This is a genomic window from uncultured Chloroflexus sp., from assembly GCF_938091255.1.
Classification (GTDB): Bacteria; Chloroflexota; Chloroflexia; order Chloroflexales; family Chloroflexaceae; genus Chloroflexus.
Genome location: NZ_CALLJH010000040.1, coordinates 1 through 20,377 on the forward strand (window position 1 = coordinate 1; position 20,377 = coordinate 20,377).

At 58.1% G+C, this 20,377-nt stretch carries 13 protein-coding genes; 6 read left to right on the forward strand and 7 right to left on the reverse strand.

What is annotated here, in order from left to right:
* Positions 1 to 2,750 (reverse strand): Calx-beta domain-containing protein (locus Q1A00_RS14185; RefSeq protein WP_299757429.1); only part of this gene is annotated, 2,750 nt, incomplete at its 3' end.
* Entirely contained in the window at positions 2,698 to 4,953 is a 2,256-nt protein-coding gene (locus Q1A00_RS14190; RefSeq protein ID WP_298408288.1) for an ATP-binding protein, read from the reverse strand. The genes Q1A00_RS14190 and Q1A00_RS14185, both read right to left, overlap by 53 nt.
* Before the next feature lie 377 nt (positions 4,954 to 5,330).
* Here Q1A00_RS14190 and Q1A00_RS14195 point away from each other — a divergent pair, with 377 nt between their 5' ends.
* A complete protein-coding gene (locus tag Q1A00_RS14195; RefSeq protein ID WP_298408296.1) occupies positions 5,331 to 6,083 on the forward strand; it encodes an MBL fold metallo-hydrolase in 753 nt (250 codons plus the stop codon).
* Positions 6,084 to 6,107: 24 nt separating this feature from the next.
* Positions 6,108 to 7,223: a glycosyltransferase family 1 protein gene (locus tag Q1A00_RS14200; RefSeq protein WP_298483300.1), complete on the forward strand. Its 1,116-nt coding sequence runs from the start codon at positions 6,108 to 6,110 to the stop codon at positions 7,221 to 7,223.
* Here the strand turns inward: Q1A00_RS14200 and Q1A00_RS14205 are convergent.
* Together Q1A00_RS14205 and Q1A00_RS14210 are read right to left on the reverse strand one after the other, a co-directional pair.
* On the reverse strand, positions 7,220 to 8,149 hold the full coding sequence (locus tag Q1A00_RS14205; protein WP_298408303.1) for an initiation factor 2B: 930 nt from the start codon (positions 8,147 to 8,149) through the stop codon (positions 7,220 to 7,222). The two genes, Q1A00_RS14200 and Q1A00_RS14205, sit on opposite strands and share 4 nt — an antisense overlap.
* Positions 8,150 to 8,255: 106 nt before the next feature.
* Entirely contained in the window at positions 8,256 to 10,661 is a 2,406-nt protein-coding gene (locus Q1A00_RS14210) for a response regulator (RefSeq protein ID WP_299757432.1), read from the reverse strand.
* Positions 10,662 to 10,788: 127 nt separating this feature from the next.
* On the opposite strand from Q1A00_RS14210, the gene Q1A00_RS14215 reads away from it, so the two are divergent.
* The 3 genes from Q1A00_RS14215 (at position 10,789) to Q1A00_RS14225 (ending at position 14,021) form a co-directional block, all read left to right on the forward strand.
* Positions 10,789 to 11,769, forward strand: coding sequence for a carbohydrate kinase family protein (locus tag Q1A00_RS14215; RefSeq protein WP_298408309.1), 981 nt, complete (start codon positions 10,789 to 10,791; stop codon positions 11,767 to 11,769).
* 191 nt (positions 11,770 to 11,960) lie between these two features.
* Positions 11,961 to 12,815 carry a BtpA/SgcQ family protein gene (locus Q1A00_RS14220; protein ID WP_298406527.1) on the forward strand — a complete coding sequence of 285 codons (855 nt, stop codon included), beginning with the start codon at positions 11,961 to 11,963 and terminating at the stop codon, positions 12,813 to 12,815.
* Positions 12,816 to 13,241: 426 nt separating this feature from the next.
* Positions 13,242 to 14,021: a hypothetical protein gene (locus tag Q1A00_RS14225; protein WP_299757435.1), complete on the forward strand. Its 780-nt coding sequence runs from the start codon at positions 13,242 to 13,244 to the stop codon at positions 14,019 to 14,021.
* Between the two features lie 37 nt (positions 14,022 to 14,058).
* Here Q1A00_RS14225 and Q1A00_RS14230 read toward each other — a convergent pair whose 3' ends face one another.
* The 3 genes from Q1A00_RS14230 to Q1A00_RS14240 form a co-directional block, all read right to left on the reverse strand.
* Entirely contained in the window at positions 14,059 to 15,669 is a 1,611-nt protein-coding gene (locus tag Q1A00_RS14230; protein WP_298406525.1) for an SH3 domain-containing protein, read from the reverse strand.
* 452 nt (positions 15,670 to 16,121) lie between these two features.
* The gene (locus Q1A00_RS14235) at positions 16,122 to 16,640 is read right to left on the reverse strand and encodes a hypothetical protein (RefSeq protein ID WP_298406524.1); all 519 of its coding nucleotides are present in this window, start codon (positions 16,638 to 16,640) and stop codon (positions 16,122 to 16,124) included.
* Positions 16,641 to 16,697: 57 nt separating this feature from the next.
* Complete coding sequence (locus Q1A00_RS14240) at positions 16,698 to 19,715, reverse strand: GAF domain-containing protein (RefSeq protein WP_299757438.1); 3,018 nt, start codon at positions 19,713 to 19,715, stop codon at positions 16,698 to 16,700.
* A gap of 190 nt (positions 19,716 to 19,905) precedes the next feature.
* On the opposite strand from Q1A00_RS14240, the gene Q1A00_RS14245 reads away from it, so the two are divergent.
* Positions 19,906 to 20,280 carry a single-stranded DNA-binding protein gene (locus tag Q1A00_RS14245; RefSeq protein ID WP_298406522.1) on the forward strand — a complete coding sequence of 125 codons (375 nt, stop codon included), beginning with the start codon at positions 19,906 to 19,908 and terminating at the stop codon, positions 20,278 to 20,280.
* Positions 20,281 to 20,377: the final 97 nt, after the last annotated feature.

Sequence of the window (20,377 nt, forward strand, 5' to 3'; positions counted from 1 at the left end):
AGAGACTCGACGGTGTTATCGTCAATCGCCCGCACGCTGACGGTCTGCGGCGTGTTCCAGTTGGCCGGCGTAAAGGTGAGGGTGAGGGTCGGCTGGCCGTTGAGCAGCAGTTGGCCGGTGCTAGGAACGAGCGGCGAGACAGCGTTGACGATTTCGGGCGTGATGGTCACGGTGACGTTAGCCAGTGGTCGGGTGGCGAGGCGAGCGGTGTAGGTCACTGCCGGGCCGCCCTCGGCCACAGTCAGGCTGGCGGGGGTGAGGATCAGCGTGGCAACATCATTCTCGACAATCGTCACCGGCAACAACACCGGCGGCAGTGCATTATAGATCGCGTCGCCGGCGCTACTGGCGGTGTGGCGCACATGAACAAGGTATGTAGTGGCGGGATCGAGAGTTTCATCGATCTGATCGTCAATGACCTGTACGCTAACCGTCTGCGGCGTGTTCCAGTTGGCCGGCGTAAAGGTGAGGGTGAGGGTCGGCTGGCCATTGAGCAGCAGTTGGCCGGTGCTAGGAACGAGCGGCGAGATCGGCGCGACAATTTCCGGTGTTAGCTGCACCGTCACCGCCGCTACCGGTTGGCTATTGAGCCGCACCGTATACGTGCCGGTTTCGTCTTCGTTCAGCGTGAGGTTGCTGGGCGCCAACACGATCCCGGCCAAATCGTTATCAATCACCGTCACCGCAACATTTGCCGTCAGACCGTTGTAGAACGGTTCGGTGCTGCTGGCGGTATGTGCGATCTGGACAACTTCACTAATGCCTTCATCAATTTGGTCGTCAATCGCCAAGACACTGACCGTTTGCGGCACATTCCAATCGGCAGGGGTGAAGGTTAGCGTGATCGGCGCTGGGATCGGCTGCCCATTAAGCAACACCTGATTAGAGGGGGTAACCGCAAGCACCACATTTGCCGTCGGCTGGGTTGCCAACCTCACTTGATAATTCACTGCTGGGCCGCCTTCAGCGACCGTCAAACTAAAGGGCAACGTGATAATCCCTGCCGTATCGTTATCGGCAATGCGGACGGCCAAGGTGGGAAGGCTCAAGCCTTGATAAAACGGATCGGCGCTAGTTGAAGTATGTGACACCGAACCGGGATGTGGCGTTGGTTCGGCGACCTGATCATCAATCGCTTGCACAATCACGGTCTGCGGCGTAGACCAATTAGCCGGCGTAAATGTCAGGATCGCTGGATCTGTCATCACCTGTACACCGCTCAGCGTGATGGTGACGGGCGCAGTTGGCCGGCTATTCAGGCGGATAGTATAGGCGCCGTCTGGCCCGCTTTCAGCCACATCGACAAGGGACGGCTGTAGGACAATGCCGGCTTGATCGTTATCCTGAATTGTCAGCGTATGGGTGCGTGGCGAGCCAAGCGTTGCGTCAACCGGCGAGCTCAAGGTGATAACGACCGTTTCATCATTCTCGGCTTCTGGGTCATCAACAATGGGGATCAGCAACCGCGCCGCGCGCGTCCCGGCTGGGAACACAATCGTCCCGTCACGGAGGCCGTGATCGGCAAAGGAAGCCGTGCCAGTGACGGTATACGACACGCGGGCATCGACAGCCGAAACACGATTAAGCCGCACCGTCACCGCAACCAAGCCAGCCGCTTCATCCGCAATGCTGACAGCGCTATCGAAGCTGATCTCCGGCGGCGGGCTGGTATCAATAATCGTCACCGTCGCCGTGTTGGGTATACCGATAAAACCGTTCTCTGGGTTGAGCAAGCGCAGCGTAAACGTCTCAGCCGGCTCGTAGAGATCATCGGCAATGATCACAACGGTAAATGTCTTTTGCTGTTCACCGACGGCAAAGGTTAATTGCCCGCTTGCAGCGATGTAATCGACACCGGGCAAGGCGCTACCGGCCACTGTCTCGTACCGCACACGCACCATCTGTTCAGCCGGTGTACGGAGGCGCACCGTTACCGTCAAAACGCCGGCATTCTCATTGACACTGAGGTTCGCATTTGTGAAGAAAAAGATCGACTCGCCGGGTCGAGGTGTTGGCGTATTTGTCGGCGTTGGCGTGGCCGTGCGGGTAGGCGTGGCCGTGCGGGTAGGTGTGGCCGTGTGGACAGGGGTATTGGTTGGCGACGGTGTAGCCGTGCGGGTAGGTGTCGCCGTTGGAGTGTTCGTCGCCGTTGGGGTATTTGTCGATGGTGGCGGTGGTGGCGGTGGTGGCGGCGACGGTGTTGTCGCCGTCGTTGTCGTTACGATTGGGGTGGCCGTCCGGGTCGGGAAGGCCGTCCGGGTCGGGAGGGTCGTCCGGGTTGGCGTGCTGGTCGGCGTTGCAGTCGGCGTTGCAGTCGGGGTTACGGTCGGCGTGCTGGTCGGCGTTGCAGTCGGCGTTGCAGTCGGAGTTACGGTCGGCGTACTGGTCGGCGTTGCAGTTGGCACCTCAATCACTGCCACCGGCACTTCCGGTTCTGGTTCGGTACCGGGGGTGGTGATGGGGGTCGGTTCTTCGTTGGGTGAAGCAATCGCTTCGGGATTAAGCGGCGGTAATTGGGGGCCGCCGCTCCACAGACTATAATCTACCCGCCCGCTGTTGCTCACGTCGCCGCTAAACCACTCCATGCGCGGCGCCACCTGATTGATCATCAGGCTAATGACGCAGGAGATCAAAAGGAGCAACAGCAACAACGAGGCAAGGATCAGCCATGGCAATGGACGCCGGAACTGGCGTCCGTCAAGCAGCCGATTCCACGCGGGTTGCTGGTTTTTCAGGGCTGGCGGTATCATTGGCGTAACGTAATGTAAAGAAGAACGTACTACCCTGCCCCGGTGCGCTCTCGACACCGATCGTTCCGCCCAAGCGCTCGACCAATTGCTTGCAAATCGCTAATCCAAGCCCAATGCCGCGTTCGCTGGAATTAATGCCTTCACTAATGCCTTCCCCTCGAATGAAGCGCTCGAAGATCTGATCGTGCATATGGGGCGGAATGCCGCGACCGGTATCGCGCACTTCAATCCGCATCACATCAGGTTGTGGAATGACGCGAATCGTGATGGTACCTGCATTGGTATAGCGACGGGCATTGTCGAGCAATTGGGTCATAATAGTGCGCACATGATCGAAATCGGCTAGCACAGCAGGCAGCTTCTTCGGAATCTCGATCTCGAGTTGCAACCCTTTGGCTTTGATCTGGGCTTGCACCTGCCAGATCGCATCTTCGATCGGGCGTTGCACTTCGATCGGTTCAAGGGTTGATTTGAGCGAACCGGAGTCGAGGTTGGCAATCGTAATCACATTGCTGATCAAGGTGGTCATGTTGTTCGCATGCAACCGGATCGCTTCAACAAAGGTCTTCTGCTCATCGTCGAGCGGGCCGGCCAACCCGCGTATCAGGAGATCAGCGTTGCCTCGAATCACCGTCAAAGGTGTACGCAACTCGTGTGAAATCGTTCCAATGAAATTGGTCTTCGCCCGGTCGACCATCACCTCCTCTGTGAGATCTTGGAGCACGGCGACATAGCCGAGCAATTCACCATTCTCTTCGCGCACTTCAGCGATTGAAAGCCGAACAAAATAATTACCGAGCGCATAGAGATCTTGAGCGCGTTGGTCACCAAAACCGGGAATACCCTCTTGCAGGGGTTCGAGCGGAAGATCGCTCAGGCGCTTGGGCATCGGAGCTTCTTCGCTAATGCCCAGCAATCGGCGGGTGGCGCGATTGATCGAGCGAATCTCACCGTGAACATCGGTAAAGATGATGCCATCGGTAATGCTTTCGACAATGGCGGCGCGCTGACTGGCTTCGGTGCGCACTTGTGCCAACAGCTCGATCAGGTACTCGGTCATGCGGTTGAAATTCTGCGCCAGCACCCCGATCTCATTCTGCGTACTGACCTGCGCGCGCCGTTGCAGGTCGCCGCTGACGACTGCATTTGCCGTTTCAGCCAACTCTTCGAGCGGGCGGGTAATGCGCCGCGCCACCCATAAGCCAAGCACTGCGATCCCAAAACCTAAGCCAAAGGTAATCAGGGCGAGGAGCGGGCTTATGTTACTCCACGTTGCCAACACTTCTTCGCGCGTTCGCACCGTCGCCAGAATACCCGCTCGCCCGCCGCGAATGGTGAAAGGCACATACGCAAACTGGTACTCGGTGCCGTTGATCTGCTCCACCGTAAAGAGTGATTGCCCGAACGGATCGGGATTGGCTTTAACCTTCGCCAGCAGATCGGCGGTCAGGGTAGGGGTTTGCCCAAGACTGCCAAAAGAACTCGCGATCACCTTGCCGTCAAGGTCGTACAGTACCAGCCCATCGAGCCGGGCCTGCTGGACGATGGTGTTGAGGAGGTTATCAAGCCGGATGGCAACAATCAAGCCGCCCACGACGTCATTCCCCAGCCGCACCGGCGCAATAGTGGCGAGGTAGAGGGTTTGGGTGTTGCTAAACCGGATCAAGCCAGCGTATTTATCGCCGCGTGAGTCAGCTTCGCCGTTGAGGATTTTAGCAGTAAACCATGCGCTGCTCAGATCGAATGAGGCATGGGTGATATACGAGCTATCGGTGGCGAGTGGCGGGCGCTCGAAGTCGGCAATCGTGCGCCCGTCGCGGCCAAAAGCGATCAATCGGTCGAGGCGCACGTCACTGCGCCGGGTGCCTTGGAGGAAGAACGGTTCGAGGGCGATCCGCAACCCTTCGCTGTTATTTTCGCGAAAAGCGTCAGCGACGGCAGGCGCGCCAATGCTGTCATTACGTTGGGCAAAGGCGACTTCGCGCAAAAAGTCAAGATTGGCTTGCTCTTGGGCGAAGAAGGTGTCGCTCACCGTTCGAGTGGCGGCGGCAAGCTCGTTGTCAAAGCGATCTTGTTGCTGACGGGCAAGGAAAAACGCGACGACCGACAGCCCAACCACTGCGACGACAATCGCAAGGATGAGGAAGGGGCCGATAATTTGGTACTTAAGCTGCGTTCGCAGCTCGCCAATCAGCCGGCGCATGGTGTTCAACCTGCGGTGATGAGTGCGGCCGGTCAGCGAACGGCATTGTGATCACGTCATTGCTTCTCTACGAGTTTCGCTGAAAAAGCCGCTACGTACAAATCCTCGCGGCATGAAAGGTTAGCACGATCCACGTCGCTTAACAATAGTATAAAGCAGGTTACGGTTGTTGCGAATGCATTTTTGATGGCAAATGGGTAACAGTTTATTTATATACGATACGGTTGCATACCAATATTCATGATACGACAGAAGAGCAATGGCCTTATGACCGGTGCTAAAGCGATGGTACTCGGTGTGGGGCGCGCGTCGAGCAGCCATGTTATAATGCCGTTGTAAGATCGGATTCATCATGTATTCATCTTGATGCGGGCGATATGCAGTTGCGCTTTCTTGGCACCGGTACATCGATGGGAGTTCCCGTCATTGGCTGCGATTGCCCGATTTGTACCTCGCCTGATCCTCGCCACCATCGTCTGCGCACGTCAGCCCTTGTGCGGAGTCATGGTATAGCTTTGTTGATTGATGCTGGGCCTGATTTTCGTACTCAAGCTATTGCTGCCGGTTTGCGCCGGATCGATGCCGTGTTGTTGACCCATGCCCATTTCGATCATGTGGCCGGCCTCGATGATTTGCGCCCGTTTTGTTTACGGCAGGGGGCAATGCCTATCTATGGCAGCCCGCAAACCTTAGCCGATGTGCGCCAACGCTTTGCCTACGCGTTTGACGAGACCTCCACCGGTTCGTCACGTCCGGCGATTACGTTGTGTGCTGTTGAGGCGCCGTTTCACGTTGGCCCGCTGGCGATTGTGCCGATTGCTGTGCCCCATGGCACGTGGACGATCACTGCCTACCGGATTGGCCCCCTTGGCTACGTGACTGATGCGAGCGCTGTGCCGCCAGCAGCGATCGAGCAGTTGCGCGGGGTGCAGGTGCTAGTGCTCAATGCGTTGCGCGTCGAGCCGCATCCGACCCATCTCTCGATTGCCGAGGCAGGTGAAGTCGCGCAATTGGTTGGCGCACCGCGTACCTTTTTGGTGCATATGACTCATACCGTCGATTATCGGGCCGATTACAGCTTGCCGCCCGGTGTGACCTTTGCGTATGATGGCTTAGAAATCGATATCTGATGGTTGTGCGCCGGTGAAGGCTCTATGATCCGTTTTGCCATCGACGCTCGCCTCAATGCGTACCGGCAAGGGGGAATCGCCCACTACACCCGTAGTCTGACGACGGCAATGGCACCCTTACTGACTGCCGGTGAAGAGCTGCTCCTGCTCGAACATGTGCGTGCCCGGTCGCCGCTAGCACCCGGCTTGCGGCGCAGTCGGCTGCTGACCCCGCCCCATCACCGCTTCGAGCAAGCCAGTCTGCCGCTCGAAGTGTGGCTGCGCCGGCCCACCGTGCTGCACAGCCCTGATTTCATTCCACCATTGGTGCGCCCGTGCCCGGCGGTGATTACTATTCACGATCTCGCCTTTCTCTATTTTCCCGATATTCTTGACCAAGCGGCTCGCCGGTACTATGGCCAGATCTATCAGGCGGCAGCCAGCGCCGAAGCAATAATTGCAGTGTCACAGGCGACGCGCGACGATATTGTTGAACGGCTGGGGGTGCCGCCGGAACGGATCACCGTGATCTACGAGGCAGCCGATGCCCATTTTCGCCCGCTGCCCCTTTCTCCCGGCGCGACGCGCGTGATCGACGGCCAGACGTTGGCCGCCGATAGCTTTTTGCTCTTCGTGAGTACGATCGAACCACGCAAGAACATTCCGACGTTGTTGCGTGCCTTGCGGATCTGTTGCGACCGGCGGCCAGCGGCCGGCTACCGGTTGGTACTGGCCGGCGCGCGCGGCTGGCTCGACGAGCCGATCTTGGCGCTGATCGGCGAGCTTGGGCTTGGCGATCAGGTCACGCGCATCGGCTTTGTCGGCGGCGACGATCTGCGCTGGCTCTACGCTGCCTGCCGCATCTACCTTAATCCGTCACGGTACGAAGGCTTTGGCTTGCCGGCGCTGGAAGCGTTGGCGTGTGGCGCGCCGGCCATTGTGGCCGATACGAGCAGTCTCCCAGAAGTGGTCGGCGATGCCGCATGGCTGGCGCCGCCGCTTGATCCGGCGGCATGGGCTGATCTAATTGAACAGCTTTGGCATGACGAACAAACCCGCGCTGAGCTACGCCGGCGCGGGCCGCTACAGGCTGCGCGGTTTTCGTGGCACGCCGCTGCAACGCAGACGCTGGCCCTCTATCGCCAGCTTGCGCAGCGTTAACCGGCCTCATCCATATCGGCGCGCAGCAACGGATGGAGATGGGTGGCAGCCAACCATGCTTCGATCCCAACCGGCGGCGAAATGCCGCGCTCGGAAATAATCCCGGTCAGTAGATCGAGCGGTGTGCGATCAGAGTAAGCGGTTTGCACCGTGATCCCCGGTGGCGCTTCCGGCCAAAGCTGGTTGGGCGGTAGCGGTTGTTGCGACGGTAAGCGGTACCCCGGCGGTAACAGCTTTTCACTCGAGCAGAGCGTGTACATCGGGACGCCGGTGGCATGGGCTGCCAATGCTAGCGGATAGGTGCCGACCCGATTGATCAACCCATCACCACTAATCAGGTCGGCACCGACCAACACGAGATGGCAGTGCGCCACATGCGCGGCTGCCGACGCATCGGTAATGAGCGTGGTATGGATGCCGCTGGCCGCCAGTTCGCCAGCCAGCATCCGGCCTTCGCCGGCCGGCCGACTCTCGGTGCAGATCACGCGCGGCCTCCGTCCGGCGCGCTGCGCGTGGCGCAAGGCCGCCCGCACCGTTGTACTCCGCCCAATCGTCAAGATGCGCGCTTCTTCGCTGATTAGACGCAGCGTGGTCTCCGCAATAGCGGCTTCATGGACATGCAGTCGGCGGCGAAAATCGTTGGTAGTTTCATCGACCAATCGCTGCGCGGTTTCACTATCGTGAGTCTCTTCGAGTCGCCAAAGTAGACCGTTTACCAAATTCACTAACGGTGCCATGGTCGGATGGCTGCGCATCAATGCTCTACCGACGGTGAGAATCTCGCGTTGCACATCAGCTCGGTCTGCCATAGGCCGGCTGCGCACCGCACGCGCCAACACTTCTGCGCATTTTTTGGCAATTTCTACCGCGCCTGAGACCGTATCGGCCGCAATCGCGGCAACGGACTGGGCGATAAATGGGTCCATGGTCGTTCCTGTACCGGTATTCAACCCATGGCTCGTTCCATGGCTCGTTGCCGGCCCCGTTGCCGGCTTCCAATGCTACCGGGTATTGATCTTACCATAGCATACGTTAACGGCGTTCAGACGAATTGATCGTTCGCTGCTGGGGAAGATTGCGCAACAGTTCGGTCAATTGGGGGATAGAAAAGGGTTTGGTCAGCAAACGTCCGTGTAGTTGTTCTTTCTGTTGGGGTCTGAGCGAACTCAGCGTATCGCCGCTGATGAAGATGATCCGGTCAGCTAATTGGGGGTAGGTGCGGCTGATAGCATCACGCAAATCAAACCCGCTTTTCTGCGGCATGCGGAGATCAGTAATCACCAAGTCGTAGTGATGGGAAGCTAGCTCTTGCAACGCGGCATCGACATCGCCGACGGTGGTGGTCTGATGGCCGAGTTCACCGAGTAGGCGCTGCAACATACGGCGCACCGGCTCTTCGTCATCAACCACCAAGACCCGTTGGCAAGGGCCGCTCTCAGTCGTTGGCGGTGGCGATGGCGATTCGTCAATCTCGTCGTGCGGTTCGACCAGTGGCAGCCGAATAAAGATCGTCGTCCCAACCCCTTCCCGGCTTTCGGCCCAAATCTGGCCCTGATGCTCTTGAATGATACCATAGCAGATCGAGAGACCCAAACCGGTGCCTTGCCCTACTGGCTTGGTCGTAAAGAAGGGATTAAAGATCTTATCGAGGTGTTGCGCAGGGATGCCCACACCGTTATCGGCGACGCTAATCTCGATCTGCGGCTCAGCACCCGTGTTGCGCAGTGCGGTGCGAATGGTCAGCGTGCCGGCGCCGCGTTCAGCCATCGCTTGGCGCGCATTGGTGATTAGGTTGAGCAAGACCTGTTGCAACTGGTGTGGATCGGCAATGGTCAGGGGTAAGGACGGGTCGAGTTCGAGTTGGACACTGATGTTATCAACCCGCAATTGATAGACCTGTAGCGCTAGCGCGCTTTGGATCACATCGTTGATCTGGACTACCGAGCGTTCGGGTTTATGTTCACGGGCGAACATGAGCAAATTGCGTACAATCCGCCCCGCTCGATCGGCCTGTTGCCGCACCTGTTCCAAATCCATGCGAGTGTCTTCAGCGAGCGAGCGATTGCGCAGCAACAACTGGGCATACCCTGAAATACTGGTGAGCGGATTATTTAACTCGTGGGCAACACCGGCCACCAATTGGCCCAACGCCGAGAGTTTATCCGATTGGATCAGTTGCTGTTCGAGGCGACGGCGTTCGGTCAGATCGCGCCCGATACAGACGATCATCTCCTCGGCATCGACGGCGAGGCGTTGCGCGCTCATTTCGACCACGGCCATATCGTGGAGGTGACGCTGCAACGAAACGGTAAATGGCTGCGCTGGTTCGCCATTGCTGATCCGCTGGAGGGTTTGGGCAATAACCGGCCATTCTTGGGGCAAGCACCAACGTTGCAGCGGTTGGCCGATCAGATCATCTGGAGTTTGCCCCAAAATATGGGCGCCGCTTTGGTTACTGCTGACGATCCGCCACTCGGCATCAAGTATCAGCACCATATCAGAGGCGTTGGCAAAGATCGCGCGATAGCGTGCTTCACTGCTGCGGGCCGCTTGATAGAGCCGGGCATTTTCGATCGCAATTGCGGCGTAATCGGCTAGCGCGGCCAACAGGTATTGATCGCTATTGCTGAAGGCGCGATGCGTGCGCCGGTTATTCACGACTAATACGCCAATCACCCGATCACCGAGCTGTAACGGCACTTGCAAAGTGGCTTGCACCGTCAAGGCCGGCGTAATCGCGATCGGTTCGCCGGTGGCGGCGCTGCTCAGGCGGATCGGCTTCCCGCTCCGCACGACATGCTCGACCAACGAACCGGCCAAGCCGAGTTGTTTGGCCGCTTCGCCGGGAGGATTGCGCCATGCGCGTACCACCAGTTTATCGGTTTGCTCATCACGCTCGCAGAGCAACCCCTCATCGGCTTGGGTGATATATATCGCCGCTTCGACAATCCGGTCAAGCAACTGGCGATGATCCATCAACGCCGTCACCGATTTGCCAACGCGGGTTAAGACGGTCAGCTCTTGCACCCGTTGCTGCAGGAGTGCCAACAACCGGTCGCGTTCGCGTTGCAAGCGGCGTTCGCGAAGGGCCTGATCGATGGCTTCGCGCGCCTCGGAATCTGAGAACGGCTTGATCAGATAATTGCGCGCGCCAAGTCGAAACGCCTCGACCGCGATCATCTCGGAGCCGTGTGCAGTCATGAGAATAACTGGTATATCAATCCGTTCTTGTGTTAAGATGCGCAGGAAGTCAAGCCCGTTCATATCGGGCAACTGCAGATCGAGCAAAATAAGATCGGGTTGGCGAGCGCGTAACCGCTCAAGGCCGATCTGGCCGGTGAGCGCGGTAGTAGCGCGGTACCCCAACTCAGGGAGCACGCTGGAGGCCAACATGCGGCTAATCTGCTCATTATCATCAACGATGAGAATCTCTTCCATAGTGGAAGGCCCGATCTGTCTGTAGGAAGCGGAGCCGGCAGGTAGTGGGTTGACAGCAGCATCTTTCCGACTCTAGAGTAGAATTGTACACGGAAGCGAAGCTGGCTGCAACATGTAAAGGATGACAATGGAGGCGGAAACGCGGCGAGTAGTGACGGTGCTGGGCGACATCAATGTCGATCTTGGCTTTATGTTGCCGCATTTCCCTCGCGAGAACGATGATAATCCGGCAACAGCGGTGCATTGGGGTGGGGGAGGATCCGGGCTCAATATGGCGGTTGCGGTTGGCCGGCTAGGGGCAATCCCTTATGTGATTGGGCGCGTCGGTAACGATCTCGCCGGCTCGTTTGCCTTACAAACAGCCCGCGCGCACGCTGTGCAGATCAGCGCCGTGCAGACTGATCCGAGCGCGGCAACCGGCCTCTGCGGCATTGTCGTTACGCCGAACGGCCAGCGCAGTTTTCTCAGCTTTCGCGGGGCCAATGTCTATTGCGACGCTTCAACCTTGACCCCTTCACTCATCCGGTCAAGCCAAATGTTGTTGGTCGGTGCGCACGTGCTGCTTGATGATCCTCAGCGTTCGGCAGCGTTGCAAGCGATGGAAATGGCGATCGAGCAGCGGTGCTTGATTGCACTTGATCTCTGTTTACCGGCGGTGCGGGTGGCGCGACGGCTGATTGTGCGATTGTTGCCTCAGTTGTGGCTGCTGACGATGAATGAAGATGAATTGCGCACCTTGTTGCCGGGGCAAAGTGTGGCGCAGGCGCTCGATAGCCTGATCGGCTCAGGAGTGCGCCATGTCGCCATCAAGCGAGGGGCGCAAGGGTGTAGCGTGGCGAGCGCCGATGGCCGCCGGCTCGATGTTTTACCGCCGGCAGTGACGGCAGTGGATACCACGGCCTGCGGCGATGCCTTTAGTGCCGCCTATGCGTGGGGGCTAGCGTATGGGCTTGATGTATCGCAAAGCGCCACGCTGGCGAATTTGGTGGGGGCGCTCACGGCGACCCGCTATGGCGCAGTGGAGGCGATCCCATCTACCGCCGAGATCCGCAGCCGGTTGAGCGCGGCGATTGCCAAGCGCCTGTGGCCGGATCATTCCTCAGGCTAAATCGCCGGCGCTACTGACGAGGGGAAGCATACCCATCGCCAAGCTGCTGGCCGGCGGCGAGTTTGGCAAGACGTAGTGAGCCAGTACAGACATGGCACCTCAGGCTTGCTGTTGCCAGCGGTTTCATGACGTATGCGTCTCTATTACGTAGCAAGGGGCGTAACCTTCTCGACAGCGCAAAGGAGATATCCATGCCACCACTCTGGAAAGAGCAGCTCGATCGGCTGCGCCTACGTGATCTACGGGAAATCTTTCGCACCGCTAAACCGGTGATCGGCATGGTGCATTGCTGGCCGTTGCCCGGCGCTCCCGGCTATACCGGCTATGGGATGCAGACGATCATCGATCACGCGATTCGCGATGCTGAGGCGCTAGCTGAAGGCGGGTGCGATGGCTTGATTGTGGAAAATATGTGGGATATCCCCTTTCGCGCCGGTCCGCATGTGCAACCCGAAAGCATCGCTGCGCAGGCGGTAGTCGCACATGCGGTGCGGCAGGCGGTTCCAGAGTTGCCGTTGGGGGTTAATTTGGTGCATAATGGCGGTGTGGCCTTGCTCGGCATTGCGATTGCCGCTGGCGCCAGTTTCATTCGCGTCTGTATGTTCACCGGTGCCGGCATCTGGGACGCAGGCAGTTGGGATGAAGGCTGTGCCGCTGATTTGATGCGCCGGCGCAAAGAGTTGCACGCCGAGTCGATCAAGATCTTTGCCGATGTTGATAAAAAACATTCCGTGCGCTTTCCCGGCATTGATCTCGCCACCCATATCGAGTGGACGCGCTTTTTCGGTGCTGATGCGTTGATCATTTCTGGGCGTATGACTGGCGATGCACCCGATTTGGCGAAGGTCGAGCAGGCGCGGGCGTTGGCAGGTGATACGCCGATCTTGCTCGGTAGTGGCACCACCGAGCATAATATCACCGCTTTTATGCAGGTGGCCGATGGCGTGATTGTGGGCAGCAGCATCAAACAAGACGGTGACATCGCTAATCCGGTCGATCCCAATCGGGTGCGGCGGTTTGTGGCGGCGGCGCGCAGCGCTGGCTAGCGGGCCCGGGCCAGTCCTGCCGGTGTCCGCAGGCTGGTGCAGGGCCGGTTGGTACTTTTGGGTGATATGAAACTAGTACCAACACGATGAGGTGATAGGACTATCACACTATTGTGGCGATGGCGGGTGTGCAGGTATAGTATGAGTGGACGGCAAAGAGCTTAGCATTTTACCACCCGTCCGGTGACGATCAGACCGTTAGTACGGCGGTACGAGGTTACAACTGTCATTCGCCCAGCGTCGCAGCTAATATCGCAGTTTCATCGCAGTAGACATCGTAGCAGCAATTTTGCCCACAGTTTACTGGTTCGCCGCGAAAGTTTCACTTTTACAGTACGTTGTTACGCAACTTCACTAACGGTCTGATCACGATCGCACCCCGCTCATCAGCGGGGTGCTCGTTTTATGCCGATGAAAGGATCGCTGATGACGATTGTGCTTGCTGCGACCCATCACGATCCTGATGGGCGCTTGCACCAACAGATGGTACGGCTTTTTCCGGCGTTGCAGCGCCATTTTGCTGGTATTGCCGTCTTGGTCACACCAACCAGCGTGCCGGCTACGCAGGCGTGGTTGGCGCAGGCGGCGATCGCGTTGCGGATCGGGTTGGCAGCCGATCCGATCGGCCATCTCCATCTGGGCCGTTGGCGGCGTGGCGCGGTGCAACTCGCCTTGGACGCTTTTCCTAATGCTGAGTGGCTGCTCTTCTGCGATCTCGACCGGGTTTTGCATTGGATCGAGTACTGGCCAGATGAGCTAGCAGCCACTCTTGCCGAGCTGCCGGCATTCGACCTGACCGTTTTGGGGCGCACGCCACGGGCATTTGCCAGCCATCCGCGTGCGCAGACCGTCACTGAAGCGATGGTTAATGAAGTGTTTGCGCGCAAGACAGGCTTAGGGTGGGATGTGATGGCGGCAGCGCGCGGCTTGTCACGGCGGGCGGCGGAACTGATCGTATCAGCGAGTCGCGATGACAGCATCGGTGCTGACTGCACATGGTTACTGCTGGCGCAACGGGCCGGGTTGGCATTAGGCTATCGCGCAACCGAAGGGTTAGAGTTTGAGACGCTCGACCGCTACCTTGACGAAGTAGCGGCGTTGGGAGGGGTAGAAGCGTGGCTCGATCGCTTTGATGCCGACCCGCGGAACTGGTTGATGCGGATCGATCTGGCGCGGACGGTGATTGCGGCCTTAGGCGCGGACTAAAGAGCGGGGCGACGCATCGCATCGCCCCGCCGATGTGTCACCGATACGGGCGAATAGCGCCAGCGAAACGGCTCGTCCAATACGAACCCCAGATACTGGAGATCTGAACGCCGTAGGCAGGTGTCATCGCATGAACCATCTGGCCATTACCGATATAGATGGCCACGTGGGTAATACCGCGACCACCGCCGGTATTGGCGAAGAACATCAGATCACCGGGGGCCAGATTATTGAGGTTGCTGATCAGCGCCCCATAGCGTGTATTGAACTGGCTTGCCGCCGTGCGGGGCAGACTCACGCCAAACTGGCGATAGACATACCATGTCAACCCGCTACAATCGAAGCCGGTAAGCGGGCTAGAGCCGCCCCACACATAGCGATAGCCGACAAACTGCACCGCATAGCTCGCGACATCGCCGCTAGCGGGGATATTGACCGGGCCGCTGTTGGCAAGACGGCTACGGTTGGGCAGGGCCGGAATATCGTTGGTATAGGGTACGCGCCGAGCAGCCATCGGCGTCACCTGAAGCAGCTCGGCGTAGATCCAAGCCTTAGTGCCATTGGAAAGCTCAACCCGGTACCAATCTTTGTGCCGCGCCAACAGCTTCACCTCAGTGCCGGCATTCACAGCGCCGATGCGATCGTAGGCCGAACCGGGGCCTTTGCGCAGATTAACCGAATTCTCGATCACCGCACCGACTAAGGGTGGGTTCGGATCAGGAATGGTTGCGGCGACCGGCACCCGCTCGATCACGCCGGGTGCAATGTTTAGGAATTCAGCCGTGACCCAGCCGTACAAACCGCCAGTCTCAACGAGGAACCAGCCGTTAAACTGCTCGACAAGCGTCAGCTCTTGGCCGGCAGTGAGGCGTTTCATGCTGACATAATTGGTGCCGGGGCCGTCGCGCAAGTTAAGCCCATCCTCGCGGACACTCGCCACCTTTGGCGGCGGCGGTGGCGGAATCGCACCGTCTGCCACTGGCTTGAGGTTATAGAAGACCGCTTCCGGCACATTCACCAATTCAGCGGCGATCCAGCGCAAGCTCGGATCATCGGCGGTACGGAACTGGAGCCACTCGCCGTAGCGACCAACGACTTCGATCGTAGCGCCACTGGTCAGGCGGGCGATGTCATCGTAAGCCAAGCCGGGGCCATTGCGCACCTTGGCTACGTCGGCAATGATGGTTGCTGGCACGATCAGGGGTGCGGTCTGTTCGCTGCGCGAGAGCACCGTGAGCGGCACCGGCAACGCCTCATCGGCCTCAAGGGGCGGATCGCCTACTACGTCACCGGTGCGAGCAGAATTGAGATTAAGCGGGCCGAGAATGATCAGGGGTACATCGCCTTCAGCCACAACCGGTGCAGCGGTGGGCGGCGTAAGAGTCTGCGGCGCCGGGCGCAGTGGCAGTTGGCCGAGGAGCAGAGCGACCGGGAAGAGGAGGGCAACCACAGAGTGGAGTAGATAACGGGAGGGAAGTTGACGTAGCCAGCGTTGCAGATCTGGCGTAGTAGGAGTATGCGCCGCAAGCGTAGCAAATGGTCGCGAGCGTTGCCGGTGTCTACTCCGATGGTGAACAGCGCGTTCACGCAGACGTTGCAGTTCGAGGGGTAGCAGATCACCAGCGCGATCGTGATTCAGCTCAATCATGGAGCGTCTTTCCTCTTTCTGTCTGCCAACCGGCCAGCGTAGTTAGCGACTGTGGCCACGCGCGTGGTGGTGCTGGAGGTCGGCAGGTTAAGAAGCGAAGCTGACTGGTTCGGGGAGTGTCTCAGCAAAGTATCAGCCTCACTTCAGCTTCTTGCCGGCGTTCTCACTGTGATTCAATCAAGACATTATCAACAGCGTAGCGTCGCAAAAGTAGAGAAATAGTAATATACTTTTCGCGATTTGTCAATAGGCCGCGCATACAGTGGCACGCTGCCGCTCTCTAATGCTGTATTTGCTCGTTGCAATACGCCGATTGAACACTAAAGTGTTAAATGTTTTTTGTGGATAACCAACGCACTGCGTTATGACGCAAGCGGAATATATCGCATTCTGGTGCGTTTGGAAGGGCAACGGTATTGATCAGTTTTTGTGAGTAAATCTGATAATCGTTATCAGTTTGCTTGCCCGGCGATGACCACTTGCCAATAGATCAATGTTGCAGCAACTCGCTCACTCAGAGAAGGTGGCCCACTCTCAAGCACTGTCACGGCAAACCCCATCGTCTGGGCCTGCCGGACAAGGGCGAGGCGATGAGCTGGTGAAGCAGTGATAATCAAGCGCCGGTGACCGGCAGCTTGCGCGGTTGGGAGCAACGCCGCCGGTTCGGGCAGGATCTGCAAACGGTCACTAGGCACTCCGCGTTGGGCCAGATCGGTGGCAAGGAGTTCGGCCTGTGAGCCGGCCAGATAGGCGATTGGCGCTGCGCCGGCCTGCAGCAGATTGGCTACTTGGCTATTCGTCTCAACATCGAGCGGAGTGATAGCTGAAATAATGAGCGCATCGCCACTGAGAGGCACTGGTTCGGCCAGCGGTTGGCCGACGGCCCACATTGTTATGGCAGCCAATCCCACTGCACCCACCAGTAGCCAGCGTAGCCCTATCCCAATCGATTGCAACCAGAAGCGAAACATGCCAGCACCTTCCCTGCATTCGGTTCGATATTGCGGCCCGAACCGGGCCCTGCCGTGCTATGCGGATGCTAACACATTAGCGATCACTGCCTGCACCTGCTGGATAGTAAACGGTTTGGCCAAAATAGCGTCAATTTGGCGTGAACGCGCCTCTTCAGGATCAATCTGCTCGCTCCAGCCAGTGACAAGCACAATGCGCACGTTGGGGTCAATCTGCCGAATATGGGCCGCTAGTTCCCACCCCGACATACTGGGCATACCCAGATCGGTGCAAACGACTTGATAGTGTCCAACCCTGAATTGCGCCAATGCCGCTTCGCCAGAAGCGGCTTCTTCAACGTGATGGCCGAAGCGTTTGAGGATGCGGACTAATACCTGCCGCACGGCCTCTTCGTCATCAACGACCAAGATACAACTGGTGGGGGCTGTAACGGAAGGCTGTGCCGGCTGCTCGATCGGCGGCGGAAGCCCTACCGGCAGCCAGATGCGGAAGGTTGTTCCCTTGCCAAGGTCACTTTCAAGCGTCATTCGCCCGCCGTGCTGTTGGACGATGCCGCGCGCCAGTGCCAGTCCCATCCCGGTGCCGCGGGATCCCTTTGTTGAGAAAAAGGGGGCGAAGATCTGTTCGTGGAGCGCTGGATCGATACCAACGCCGGTGTCTTGGATTTCGAGCATCACCGCCGGTTCACCCAATATATCGCTGGGCGCCGGCGCCGTGCGCAATGTTATGGCGCCACCTTCAGGCATTGCGTCGATCGCATTCAAGACCAAATTGATCACCAATTCACGCAATGCAGTTGCATCACCCACGATAATCGGCAGCGGCGATGTTTCAGTGCGCACATCGATCGCAATACCGCGACTTTGCGCCTCGTCGCGCCAGCGCGGACGGGTCAGGGCTAAACTTTCTGCGACGACTTGATTAAGATCGACCGGACTATTCGGCATCGAGCGGCTAGTTTGGGCAAAGCCTTGTAAGCGGCTTACCGTCGTCGTGCCATCGAGGGCCGCGACTTCAATCGCGCGCAACCCTTCATACAGACGGGGATCGTCGACTTCAGCTAATAAGAGCTGCACATGACCAAGAATGCTCGCCAGCAAATTGTTAAAATCGTGAGCGACTCCGCTGGAGAGTTCGCCGAGGGCGCGCAACCGGTCGCGCTCGATCAACTGTTCGCGCGCGCGTTGCAGCTCGGCATCATGGTTGAGGTTCGCGATCGTAACTCCGATCAGGTGCGCCATAGCTGTCACCAAGTCGAGGTCGCCTTGGCTAAAGATGCCCCTTACCGCACTTTCAATGATAATGATGCCAAAGATTTGCTCGTCGACCAGAATGGGCACAATCATCTCAGCCGCGGTAGCCGGCAGGTTAGGGTGATGGACATACCGTTCATCACGCATCACATCATTGACAATCACCGGGCGAGCATGGCTGATGACCCAGCCGCTGATGCCGGTAGTAATCGGCAGGGGCGGAAAGAGGTGCTGTTGCGATTGGCCTTGCATCAGATGGCCATGCGCGGCACGAACCATGATCTGTTCACCTTCAATCACCCCGATCAACACCTGATAATAGCCAAACGAGCGGTGCAGTAATTGGGACGCTTCATCGAGCAATTGGTCAACGTTGCGCAGCGTGCCAATGCGGGCGCTAAACTGTTGCAAGACTTGAAACTGGCGCGCCCGTTCTTGTGCCTCGCGCAGTAAGCGCACGTTATTAATGACGGCGGCCACCTGCTCACCGAACATTTGCGCAGCGCCAACATCTTCGGCGGTAAAGCTGTTAGGCATCCATTTGTCAATAGTGAGCACGCCGATTATATTCTGATCAACTCGCAATGGCACCCCAATCCACGAGCGGATAATGTCGCTGTCGGGCACTTTCTGCCAACCGGGTACCCGCTGCACATCGGGATGATAGATGGCGGTTCCTAACCGGCGCAGGTCGTTAATCAGCGAACCGGGTCCGGCGTACAGTGTCACCTGATCGGCCTTGCTGCGCAGGCCGCGCTGGGCGATCAGGCGCACATACTCTTCGTCATGGACAACAAAGACGCACGCCGAGTCGAAATTGACAAAGCGTTGCAATTCAATGAGGATCTGGTCGAGCACGCTGGCCTGATCGATCCGCGCGTTGGTGAGAGCAACTAAGTTGCTGAGCGCCTCGGCACGGGCATGGGCGCGCTGTTCGAACGCGCGCTGGCGGGCGCGCATCATCTGGGCAGCGGCGAAGGCGAGCAGATCGGCGTCTTCTTTGCGCCAGTACCGTCCGGGGGCATGCACGACCAACCATGCCGGCAGACCGTTGAAGCGGAGATCGACCATGAGCGCACCTTCCTTGCGTAAAAGGTCAAGCTCATGCTCAGTGACCGGTTGGCCAGCCTGATCGAGCAGATGCTCGTCTGGGGTAGTCGTGATCAGCCGGGGTTCAGCCCCTAACACATCAGCCAATTCGCGCATGATCAACGTTTCAGCCTGATAGATTTCGGCGCTATAGGCCAAAATGCGCTCGCGCGCTGTCGCCCGGCGCAGCATTTGGGCGGTGGTGGCATTATCAATAGCAATTGCGGCCAGATCGGCGAAGATTGTGATGGTCTCGATGACCTCGCGCCGAAATGAAGAGTCAATGGTAAATCGTGAGAGACTGAGGGCGCCGAAGCAATGATCGCGCACGATAAGCGGAATAGCCAGTATTACTGCGGGGTGTCGATCAAGTTTGGGGATATAGCGAGGATCGCGAACCGGATCGGTAATGTGCAAAATCTGTTGATGAGCGACGGCCCACCCGGCGATACCTTCTCCTACCCGCATGCGAAAAAGACGTTCGTGTTCGGGCCGATCTTCTAATCCTAATACCGCAGCGCTCGTTAGCCATTCATCCTGTTCATCGAGCAACCAGATCGCTACCACATCGGCTCCGCTCAATTCACGGGTAGCGACAAGCACGTGTTGTAACACGTCACGCAGATCAAGCGATGAAAGCACGACCTTACTCAGGGCAAGGATCGGCGCGATTGGTGAAGTGATGTCTGCGTTGGTGGGATGTGGGTTGAGCGGGCTGTTCGAATTTGTCATAAATCAGATTATACCTACTCAAACTACAGCATGGCAACTCTAGACTTGTGATCAAGCATGGTCACCTATTGCAAGGTGGGAAATCTTTTAGTGGCAGATCAATTTTCCCAAAAATGCGCAACTTTTGGCCAGTTGCTGCGGTTTCTTTCATGCAGGGACAATTTTTGGGCAAACGAGAAAGGAACAGGTAATGCGCAGTTTTCGGGGCACGATGAATCGGGTTGAGCTGATTGGACGGCTCGGCGCTGACCCGGAGGTCAAGCAGGTTGGGAGTGGGGTGTCGGTGTGCCGATTTAATCTGGCGACCAATCGACCGGGTGGTAACGATGAGCAGGGTAATCGCACAAGCGAGACTGAGTGGACGACGGTGGAGGCATGGGAGCGGTTGGCTGAGGTGTGCGGCAATTACTTGCAGAAGGGTCGGCGGGTAATGGTGATGGGGAGCTTGCGTACTGATAAATGGCAAGACAGTGAAAGCGGACAAACCCGTTGGCGCACGTATGTGCGGGCTGATGAGGTGATCTTCCTCGATGGCGGCAATGTCCGCCAAGACGAGGAGGAGTGACGCAAAGGGGGGCAAAGACCCGCAGGGGAAACCTGCCAAGGCACGAAGGAGGCAAGGGGCGCGCAGGGTAGAATCGCCAAGGCGCCAAGGACGCAAG